The sequence below is a fragment of the Streptomyces sp. TRM64462 genome (genome assembly GCF_013362995.1).
Taxonomy (GTDB): Bacteria; Actinomycetota; Actinomycetes; order Streptomycetales; family Streptomycetaceae; genus Streptomyces.
In genome coordinates, this window is the sequence record NZ_JABWDV010000110.1 from 1 (window position 1) to 9876 (window position 9876).

Annotated in this window: 9 protein-coding genes; 4 read left to right on the plus strand and 5 right to left on the minus strand. The window is 73.2% G+C overall.

Translation table 11 applies throughout. The features are described 5' to 3' along the window. Positions 1-684: TetR/AcrR family transcriptional regulator (locus HTZ82_RS05365; protein ID WP_254711637.1), on the minus strand; the 684-nt coding region annotated here is incomplete at its 3' end. A 59-nt stretch (positions 685-743) separates the two neighbouring features. On the opposite strand from HTZ82_RS05365, the gene HTZ82_RS05370 reads away from it, so the two are divergent. Both HTZ82_RS05370 and HTZ82_RS05375 read left to right on the plus strand, forming a co-directional pair. After that, a complete protein-coding gene (locus HTZ82_RS05370) occupies positions 744-1916 on the plus strand; it encodes an acyl-CoA dehydrogenase family protein (RefSeq protein WP_175408111.1) in 1173 nt (390 codons plus the stop codon). 70 nt (positions 1917-1986) lie between these two features. Continuing rightward, positions 1987-2652 (plus strand): TetR/AcrR family transcriptional regulator, encoded by a 666-nt coding sequence (locus tag HTZ82_RS05375; RefSeq protein ID WP_175408112.1) that lies wholly within the window; start codon positions 1987-1989, stop codon positions 2650-2652. Here the strand turns inward: HTZ82_RS05375 and HTZ82_RS05380 are convergent. Then, positions 2643-3107: a MaoC family dehydratase gene (locus HTZ82_RS05380; protein ID WP_175408113.1), complete on the minus strand. Its 465-nt coding sequence runs from the start codon at positions 3105-3107 to the stop codon at positions 2643-2645. The two genes, HTZ82_RS05375 and HTZ82_RS05380, sit on opposite strands and share 10 nt — an antisense overlap. Before the next feature lie 119 nt (positions 3108-3226). Here HTZ82_RS05380 and soxR point away from each other — a divergent pair, with 119 nt between their 5' ends. Further along, complete coding sequence (soxR, locus tag HTZ82_RS05385; RefSeq protein ID WP_175408114.1) at positions 3227-3715, plus strand: redox-sensitive transcriptional activator SoxR; 489 nt, start codon at positions 3227-3229, stop codon at positions 3713-3715. 2 nt (positions 3716-3717) lie between these two features. Here soxR and HTZ82_RS05390 read toward each other — a convergent pair whose 3' ends face one another. After that, positions 3718-4794: an RNA ligase (ATP) gene (locus tag HTZ82_RS05390; protein ID WP_175408115.1), complete on the minus strand. Its 1077-nt coding sequence runs from the start codon at positions 4792-4794 to the stop codon at positions 3718-3720. A 162-nt stretch (positions 4795-4956) separates the two neighbouring features. Next, positions 4957-5571, minus strand: coding sequence for a hypothetical protein (locus tag HTZ82_RS05395; RefSeq protein WP_175408116.1), 615 nt, complete (start codon positions 5569-5571; stop codon positions 4957-4959). A 240-nt stretch (positions 5572-5811) separates the two neighbouring features. Here HTZ82_RS05395 and HTZ82_RS05400 point away from each other — a divergent pair, with 240 nt between their 5' ends. Continuing rightward, a complete protein-coding gene (locus tag HTZ82_RS05400; RefSeq protein WP_175408117.1) occupies positions 5812-8661 on the plus strand; it encodes a penicillin acylase family protein in 2850 nt (949 codons plus the stop codon). 61 nt (positions 8662-8722) lie between these two features. Here HTZ82_RS05400 and HTZ82_RS05405 read toward each other — a convergent pair. Continuing rightward, positions 8723-9876 (minus strand): exo-beta-N-acetylmuramidase NamZ domain-containing protein (locus HTZ82_RS05405; protein ID WP_254711638.1); only part of this gene is annotated, 1154 nt, incomplete at its 5' end.

Consider the following 9876-nt stretch of genomic DNA (forward strand, 5'->3'; position numbering starts at 1 on the left):
CCCACCCCGCGCCGACCCACCGCGCCCCGCCGCGCCGTGCCGCCGCTCCTCCAGCGCCGCGTACTGCACCGCGAGCCCGTCGAGCAGGGCCCGCAGGCCCGTCTCGAAGGCGCCCTCGTCGACCTGCTCCTGGTGCTCCGCGAGCAGGTGCGCCCGGCCCAGGTGCGGGTAGTCGGCCGGGTCGTACGCCGTCGCGTCGTCCACGAAGCCGCGCGCGAACGAGCCGAGCGCCGAGCCCGTGATGAAGTACCGCATGAGCGCGCCGATGTACGTGGCCTGCGCCGCCGGCCAGCCCGCCCGGACCATCGCGCCGAACACGGCGTCCGCGACCCGCAGCCCCGCCGGGCGCCGCCCGGGTCCGCGCGCCAGCACGGGCACGATGTTCGGGTGGGCCGACAGGGCGGCCCGGTAGGAGACCGCCCAGTCGTGCAGTGCCGTGCGCCAGTCGCGGGCGTCGCCCTCGTCGAACATCGACAGGTCGACCTGGGCGCTCACCGCGTCCGCCACCGCCTCCAGGATCTCGTCCTTCGTCCGGAAGTGGTTGTACAGGGACGGGCCGCTGACGCCGAGTTCGGCGGCGAGCCGGCGGGTCGAGACCGCGTCGAGGCCCTCCGCGTCCACCAGGGCGGCCGCCGCCGCGACGATGCGGTCTCGGCTGAGGAGGGGCTTGCGCGGTCTGGCCATGCGGCTCATAGTAGGGCTGCCCCAACAAAACTAGCGGTGATAATTAAAGGGAGGCCGTGGTGGATCTGGAGCTGAGCGAGGAGCAGACGGCCGTCCGCCGTCTCGCCGAGGACTTCGTACGGCGCGAGGTCACCCCCTACGCCGCCGCCTGGGACCGCGCCGAGAGCGTCGACCGGGCGATCGTGAAGAAGCTCGGCGCGCTCGGCTTCCTCGGCCTCACCGTCCCCGAGGAGTACGGCGGTTCGGGCGGCGACCACCTCGCGTACTGCCTGGTCACCGAGGAGCTGGGGCGCGGCGACTCCTCGGTGCGCGGCATCGTCTCGGTGTCGCTCGGGCTCGTCGCCAAGACGATCGCCGCCTGGGGCGACGAGACCCAGAAGCGCGCCTGGCTGCCCCGGCTCACCTCCGGCGACGCCCTCGGCTGCTTCGGGCTCACCGAGCCCGGCACCGGCTCCGACGCCGCGAACCTGGCCACCCGCGCCGTACGGCAGGGCGGCGGCGATGGCGGCGCCGACGGCGACTGGGTGATCAACGGGTCCAAGATGTTCATCACCAACGGCACCTGGGCGGACGTCGTCCTGCTCTTCGCCCGTACCGGCGACACGCCGGGCCACCGGGGCATCTCCGCCTTCCTGGTGCCCGCCGACACCCCCGGCCTCACCCGCCGCCCCGTGCACGGCAAGCTCGGCCTGCGCGGCCAGGCCACCGCCGAGCTCGTACTCCAGGACGTCCGCGTCCCCGCCGGCGCGCTGCTCGGTCCCGAGGGCAAGGGCTTCGCCGTCGCCATGTCCGCCCTCGCCAAGGGCCGCATGTCCGTCGCCGCCGGCTGCGTCGGCATCGCGCAGGCGGCGCTCGACGCGGCCGTGGGCTACGCGCGGGAGCGCGAGCAGTTCGGCAGGCCGATCGCCGCGCACCAGCTCGTCCAGGAGCTGATCAGCGACATCGCCGTGGACGTCGAAGCGGCGCGGCTGCTGACCTGGCGGGTGGCCGACCTCGTCGACCGGGGCGAGGAGTTCGCCACCGCCGCGTCCCAGGCCAAGCTGTTCGCGTCCGAGGCCGCCGTACGCTGCGCCGGCAACGCGCTCCAGGTCTTCGGCGGCTACGGCTACATCGACGAGTACCCGGTCGGGAAGCTGCTGCGGGACGCGCGCGTGATGACCCTGTACGAGGGCACGAGCCAGATCCAGAAGCTGATCATCGGCCGCGCGCTCACCGGCGTCTCCGCGTTCTGATGCTCTAAGCGCTTGCTCACCGTCGCGGTATGGTGTTCGTCCTGCAGTACGGAAAGGGGCGAGTGGAACGATGGGTACGGCGGCGGAGGAGACGGCCGGCGGCGACGAGACGCCGTGGGACGAGGTCACGCCCGAGGCGGCGCGACGGCTGCTCGAAGCCGCGGTCGACGCCTTCGCCGAGCGCGGCTACCACGCCACCACCACCCGCGACATCGCGGGCCGCGCCGGGATGAGCCCCGCGGCGCTCTACATCCACTACAAGACCAAGGAAGAGCTGCTCCACCGGATCAGCCGCATCGGGCACGTCAAGGCCCTGGAGATCCTGGAGGGCGCCGCCGGCGCGCCCGGCACCGCCGCCGAGCGGCTCGCCGGCGCCGTACGGTCCTTCGTGCGCTGGCACGCCGGGCGGTACACCACCGCCCGCGTCGTCCAGTACGAGCTCGACGCGCTCCGCCCCGAGCACCGCGACGAGATCGTGGCGCTGCGCCGCCGCAGCGACGCCGCCGTGCGCCGCATCATCGAGGAGGGCGTCGCGGCGGGCGAGTTCGACGTCCCGGACGTGCCGGGCACGACCGTCGCCGTCCTGTCGCTCTGCATCGACGTGGCGCGCTGGTTCAACGTCAAGGGCCGCCGCACGCCGGACGAGGTCGGCGAGCTGTACGCCGGCCTCGTCCTGCGCATGGTGGGCGCGGCGCGGAACCGGGACCAGGCGGAATCAGCGCCCGGTCAGAAGTAGTAGCGGGACACCGACTCCGCCACGCACACCGGCTTCTCGCCGCCCTCACGCTCCACCGTCACCACGGCCGTCACCTGTACGCCGCCCCCGCCGACGTCCGTGACCTCCTTCAGCGCGGCGGTCGCGCGCAGCCGCGAGCCCACCGGCACGGGCGCGGGGAACCGCACCTTGTTCGTGCCGTAGTTGAGGCCCATCTTCATGCCCTCGACCAGCATCACCTGCGGCACCAGCGCGGGCAGCAGCGACAGCGTGAGATAGCCGTGCGCGATCGTCGTCCCGAACGGGCCGGCCGCCGCCAGCTCCGGGTCGACGTGGATCCACTGATGGTCGCCGGTGGCCTCGGCGAACAGATCGATCCGCTTCTGGTCCACGTCCAGCCAGTCGCTGGGGCCCAGCGGCTCACCGATCGCGCCTCGCAGCTCGTCGGCCGATGTGAAGATCCTCGGCTCTGCCATCCCTGCTCCCTCGTCCCTCGGTCCGTCGGTCCGTCGGTCGCCGTCGGAAACATCTCTAAGCGACTGCTTAGCATGCTGTCCCTGGGGTCGCCTGTCAACGGACCAGTAGGGTTCGACGGGTGCCGCAGATTCCAGAGAAGATCCATGAGCTCACCGTCGGCCAGCTCTCCGCGCGCAGCGGTGCGGCCGTCTCGGCCCTGCACTTCTACGAGTCCAAGGGCCTGATCGCCAGCCGCCGCACCAGCGGCAACCAGCGCCGCTACAGCAGGGACGCGCTGCGCCGTGTCGCCTTCGTCCGGGCCGCGCAGCGCGTCGGCATCCCGCTCGCCACCATCCGCGACGCCCTGTCGGAGCTGCCCGACGAGCGCACGCCCACGCGCGAGGACTGGGCGCGCCTTTCGCACGCCTGGCGCTCGGAGCTGGACGCCCGCATCCAGCAGCTCAGCCGGCTGCGCGACCACCTCACGGACTGCATCGGCTGCGGCTGCCTGTCCCTGGACACCTGTGTGCTGTCCAACCCCGACGACGCCATCGGCGCACGCCTGGCCGGCTCCCGCCTCCTGCCGGAGCGCCGCCGTACGGACGAGACCACGAGCGGCACTCCCTAGCGTTACTCGAACTCCGTGCCGCCCTTGCGCGTCAGATACGCGGGGCTCACCGCCTTCGCGATGGCGCGGCCGCCGACCACCGGGCTGTACCGCTCGGCGGCCGGCCGGATCACGACGCCCTCCCGCAGGTGCAGCTCCCGCCCCGAGACCGTCTCGCGCCCCGTGGCCAGCTCCAGCACCTTCGCGATGTCGTACGGGCCCGCGTACAGGAGCGGTACGAGGGGCAGTTCGCCGTCCAGGACACCGTGCAGCTCCTCGGCGTCCAGGCGGCGCACCTGGCCCGCGACCTCCACGGACACGTCGAACACCGCGTAGCCGAGCGTGTCACCGCGCCCGTCCGCGCCGTACGCCAGGTCCTGCACCCCCGCCCCGTACACCTCGCCGAACACGCCGACCCTGGTCGCGCCGAACCGCGCCGCGAGCCGCGCGGCGGCCGCCGGGACGCCGTGCCCGCGCACCGCCCGCCAGTACAGGTTGCGCGGGTCCTCGCGCAGGGCCAGGCCCTTGGCGCCGAACCCCTTCGACGACACCAGCACCCGGCCGTCGTCCGCGTGGTACGTCATCAGGCAGGCCGTGCCGTGCACCTTCTCCGTCAGCACCACGGGCTCGCCCGGCGCGAACACGTCCGGGTAGCGCCGGATGTTCTCGACGTCGCCCCATGGCAGCAGATCCGGCGCCGGGTCCACGTCGCCGCTCATGGAGGTGGGGACCGGCGGCACCCATTTCGTGATGCCGAGCCGCTCCGCGAAGTCCGTGCCGTCGGCCGCGGCGGCGGCGAGGTCGACGTCCGCGAGTGCCCGCGGCCGGCAGACGATGCCCTGCGACAGCTCGCCGCGCAGCCGTACGGCCTTCACGCGGTCCTTGTCCTTCCCGGCCAGCCGCCCGGTCAGGCCCAGTTCGTCGATGAGGTCCGGCGGCAGCACCGCCTGCTCGGGGATGTAGACCGCGGCGTCTCCGCTGCGATAGGCGCCCTTCGCGACGACCGCCCGGTACAGGCCGACCTGGGCCAGTTCGAGTGCGTCCGCGTTCGGATGCTCGTGGACGGTCAGCAGTTCTGCCGTGACCCGCAGAGTGGACATGGCGGGGCTCCTCACGTGGTCGTCGTACGGTGTCAAACGCCACTGTCGCCGCGCCGAATTCGCTCGCCCACCGGATTTTCCGGCTGCTACGGTCACGCCGGCGCGGGAGTGCGCCCCCGTTCACACCCCGTCCGCCACACCTCGGCGCCGACCCCCCGCCGCTCACCCCACGGCCGCGAGCTCCCGCGCCCCGTCACCGCGCACCGCGCTGCGGCGGGCCGCCGACAGCGCCTCGTCCGTCAGCACGGGCGCGGGCACCACGACCCCGCAGCCCGTACACACCGGCCCGCACCCGGAGGCGTCCCGCCACACGAACCGCGCGCCGCCGCACACCGGGCACCGCGCGCCCGGCGCCGACTCCAGGGCCGCGATCAGCCGCCGCAGCGCCTCGCCCAGCGGAAGCCCCGGATGCGCCTCCGGGTCGACGCACCGCGCCACCCCGTTGCCGCCCCAGGTGCGCCGGTGCCAGTCGTCCACCGCTCCCGGGCGGCGCAGCCCCAGGTGCTTCTCGCGGCGCCGCCGCTCCGCGAACTCCCTCTCGTACGCGAGCCACACGGCCCGCGCCTCCTCCAACTCCTCCAGCGCGGCCACCAGCCGCGCCGGATCGGCGTCCCGGTCCTCAGGACCGAACCGGTGCCGGGTGCACAGATGGTGCCAGGTCGCCCGGTGCCCGTACGGGGCGAACCGCTCCAGGCACTTGCGCAACGAGTACCGCCGCAGTGCCGGATCGCACCGCGGGTCGCGTACCTGTCTGGCGAGACTTCGGAAACCGGCCATCGCTCCGCACCTCCGTCGCTGGGTACTTCGGCGTCGATGAAGAGACGTACGGGTGCCCGCTCCGGCTCCATCGGAAAACGGATGGACCCCATTACCCGTACGCCCCCTCAGTGATACGGAGGGGCGGCGAGTGACGTTCGGTGCGGCGATTTCTGAAAAAGTGACGGCCACTCATCTTACCGACACGGCATACCGTCGGTAACCTCCGGCTCGTCCGCCTCGCCCCACCGAGGAGCCCCGATGCGACGACGCCACACCCCGACCAGCCGGCTCAGAGGCGTCACGGCCGCCGCCGTACTCGCCCTGGCCGCCGGCCTCCTGGCACCCCAGGCCGCCGCCCGCGCGGAACCCGCCACCACCGCACCCGCCACCGCACCCGCCACCGCCCGTGACGCAGCCGCACCCGCCGTCACCGTCACGGCGGCCGACCACTGCCAGGGCCGGTGCGCCGAGATCCTCCCGCCCGGCCAGAACGGCAACGCGACCCTCGCCGACATCCTCGCCCACCGCGTCTTCGGCACCCGGCCCGCCCACAGCTCCGACCAACTCGGCCGCTACGACGCCCTCGTGCACGGCTACGGCGGCCTCACCGACGCCAAGCTCACCGACTTCTTCACCACCTCCTCATTCGGCGTCCCCGCCGACCAGGTCGAGTCCGTGACCCGCCCCCGCGACGACGTCACGATCACGCGCGACAAGAAGACCGGCGTCCCGCACATCAAGGGCACGACCCGCTACGGCACCGAGTTCGGCGCCGGATACGCCGCCGCCCAGGACCGGCTGTGGATGATGGACCTGTTCCGCCACATCGGCCGCGGCGAGCTGACCCCGTTCGCGGGCGGCGCCCTCGCCAACCAGGGCCTGGAACAGCAGTTCTGGCCGCAGGCCCCGTACACCGAGGCCGACTACGAGGCGCAGATCGCGTACATCCGCGCCGCCAACGGCGCACGCGGCGAACAGGCCATGGCCGACGCGCAGGCGTACGTGGACGGCATCAACGCCTACATCCGCAAGGCCAAGGACGGCCGCTACTTCCCGGGCGAGTACGTCCTCACCGGCCACGTCGACGCCATCACCAACGCCGGCGAGATCCGGCCCTTCAAGCTCACCGACCTTATCTCCATCGCCTCCGTCGTCGGCGGCCAGTTCGGCGGCGGCGGAGGCGGCGAGGTGCAGGCCGCCCTGTCCCTGCTGGCCGCGCAGCGCAAGTACGGCGTCGAGGAGGGCACCCGCGTCTGGGAGTCGTTCCGGCAGCGAGACGACCCCGAGGCCGTCCTCACCGTCCACGACGGCACCTCCTTCCCGTACGCGCGGAAGCCCGACGACCCGCGCGGCACCGCGCTCCCGGACCCCGGCTCCGTACGCGCCGAGCAGCTCGTGTACGACCGCACCGGCTCGGCCGGCACCGGCGCCAAGGCCGAGATCGCCGTCCCCGACGCGCTGAAGCCCGCCCAGGGCATGTACGACGACGGCGTACTCGACCCGGCGTCCCTCGACCCGAAGAAGGGCATGTCCAACGCCCTCCTGGTGTCCGGCGCGCACACCGCGAGCGGCCATCCGGTCGCCGTGTTCGGCCCGCAGACCGGCTACTTCGCGCCGCAGCTCCTGATGCTCCAGGAACTCCAGGGCCCCGGCATCGCCGCACGCGGTGTCTCCTTCGCCGGGGTCGGCATGTACGTCCAGATGGGCCGCGGCGAGGACTACGCCTGGTCCGCCACGTCCGCCGCCCAGGACATCACCGACACGTACGCCGTCGAGCTGTGCCAGGACGACGTCCACTACCTCTACCGCGGCGCGTGCGTGCCGATGGAGAAGCTGGAGAAGCGCAACGCCTGGAAGCCGACCGTCGCCGACTCCACCGCCGAAGGCTCGTACCGCATGCAGGTGTGGCGCACCCACTACGGCATCGTCACGCACCGCGCCACGATCGGCGGCAAGCCCGTCGCGTACACCTCGCTGCGCTCCACCTACCGCCACGAGGCCGACTCCATCATCGGCTTCCAGATGCTCAACGACCCGTCCGCCGTGACCGACGCCCGCAGCTTCCAGCAGGCCGTCCACCACATCGGCTACGCCTTCAACTGGTTCTACGCCGACTCCCGCGACGCCGCCTTCTACAACAGCGGCGCCAACCCGGTCCGCGCCGCCGGCGTCGACCCCGCGCTCCCCGTCCACGCGCGGCAGGCGTACGAGTGGCAGGGCTTCGACCCGGCCGCCAACACCGCCGCGTACATACCGTTCGCGGAGCACCCGCAGTCCATCGGCCAGGACTACTACATCTCCTGGAACAACCGGCAGGCCAAGGGCTACGGGACGGCCGCGTTCGGCTTCGGCTCCGTCCACCGCGGCGACCTCCTCGACCAGCGCGTGAAACGCCTCGTCCAGGCCGGCGGCGTGACCCGCGCCTCGCTCACGCGGGCCATGGCCGAGGCGGGCGTCACGGATCTGCGCGGCGAACAGCTCCTGCCCGAGCTGCTGGCGGTCATCCGGAGGGCCCCGGTCACCGACCCGCGGCTCGCGACGGCCGTCCAGCAGCTGGATGCCTGGCAGGCGGCGGGCGCCCAGCGCAAGGAGACCCGGGCGGGCTCCCGTACGTACACGCACGCCGACGCCGTACGCCTCATGGACGCCTGGTGGCCGAGGCTGGTCGAGGCCGCGTTCAGGCCCGGGCTCGGCGCCGAGCTGTACGACGCGCTGAAGGCGAGCCTGTCGATCGACGAGTCGCCGGGCGCCGCGCACGGCCCGACGGGCGCGCACGGCGGCTCGGCGTTCCAGTACGGCTGGTGGGGCTTCGCCGACAAGGACCTGCGGCAGGTGCTCGGCCGCCCCGTTGCCGGCCCCCTGGCGCGGACGTACTGCGGCGGCGGCGACCTGTCCGCCTGCCGTACCGCGCTGCTCGACACGCTGGCGCAGGCCGCGGCGCTGACGCCCGCCCAGGTGTACCCGGGCGACGGCAGCTGCGCGGCCGGCGACCAGTGGTGCGCGGACGCGCTCGTCCACCGGGCGCTGGGCGGCATCACACACCCGGCGGTCCACTGGCAGAACCGGCCGACCTACCAGCAGGTCGTCGAGTTCCCGTCGCACCGCTGACCCGGGGGAGAGGGAGCGTGCCGCCGCCGCGGCACGCTCCCTCCCTCACCGGCTCACCGGCTCACCGGTACAGCAGGTACTGCCGCCGCACGGCCCTGAAAGCGGCCAGGTCCCGCTGCCAGGCGGCCACGACCTCGTCCGTGTCCGCGCCCGCGTCGATCAGCGTCCGCACGGTCGCCGACCCGGTCAGCTTGTCGATCCACCGGTCCGCCCGCCACGCGAACCCGCTCCAGGCGCGCTTCGCCGTCACCAGCAGCGCGATGCCCGTCCGCACCGGGTCGAACGCCTCCCGGTCGTGGACGTGGAGCTGCACCCCGCCGACCGTCTTCCCCTGGAACTTCGAGAACACCGGCGTGAAGTACGCCTCCCGGAACCGCACTCCCGGGAGGTGCAGCGCGTTCGCCGCCTCCGCCCACCGCCGGTCGACGCCCTCCGCGCCCAGCAGCTCGAACGGGCGGGTCGTGCCCCGCCCCTCCGACAGGTTCGTGCCCTCGAACAGGCAGGTGCCGGCGTACACGAGCGCCGTGTCCGGCGTCGGCATGTTGGGGCTGGGCGGCACCCACGGCAGCCCCGTCGCGTCGAAGAAGTCGCGGCGCCGCCACCCCGCCATCCGTACGGTCTCCAGCTCGACCGGCCGCCGCGCCAGGAACTCCCCGTTGAACAGCCGGGCCAGCTCCGCCACGGTCATGCCGTGCGCCTGCGCGATGGGCTCGCGCCCGACGAACGTCGCGTACGCCTTGTCGAGGACCGGCCCGATGGCGGTGCGGCCGCCGAGCGGGTTCGGCCGGTCGAGCACGACGAAACGTTTCCCCGCCAGCTCGGCCGCGACCATGCAGTCGTACATGGTCCAGATGTACGTGTAGAAGCGCGCGCCCGCGTCCTGGATGTCGAACACGACCGTGTCGACGCCCGCCGCGCCGAAGATGTCGGCCAGCTCCTGCCCGCTCTTCAGATACGTGTCGTACACGGGCAGGCCCGTCGCCGGGTCGTCGTACCGCCCCTCAGAGCCGCCTGCCTGCGCCGTCCCGCGGAAGCCGTGCTCGGGGCCGAACACGGCCACCAGGTCGACCCGGTCGTCGGCGTGCATCACGTCCACGACGTGCCGCACATCGGATGTCACCCCGGTCGGGTTGGTCACCATGCCCACCCGCTGCCCGGCCAGCACCGCGTACCCGCCGGCCACCAGCCGGTCGAACCCCGTCCGCACCCGGCGCC

What these genes read in the sequence shown, in the direction of transcription:
- HTZ82_RS05390 (WP_175408115.1), bottom strand. Translation starts at nt 4,794, where the DNA reads ATGTCCACTCTGCGGGTCACGGCAGAACTGCTGACCGTCCACGAGCAT.
- HTZ82_RS05395 (WP_175408116.1), bottom strand. Translation starts at nt 5,571, where the DNA reads ATGGCCGGTTTCCGAAGTCTCGCCAGACAGGTACGCGACCCGCGGTGC.
- HTZ82_RS05380 (WP_175408113.1), bottom strand. Translation starts at nt 3,107, where the DNA reads ATGGCAGAGCCGAGGATCTTCACATCGGCCGACGAGCTGCGAGGCGCG.
- HTZ82_RS05400 (WP_175408117.1), top strand. Translation starts at nt 5,812, where the DNA reads ATGCGACGACGCCACACCCCGACCAGCCGGCTCAGAGGCGTCACGGCC.
- HTZ82_RS05375 (WP_175408112.1), top strand. Translation starts at nt 1,987, where the DNA reads ATGGGTACGGCGGCGGAGGAGACGGCCGGCGGCGACGAGACGCCGTGG.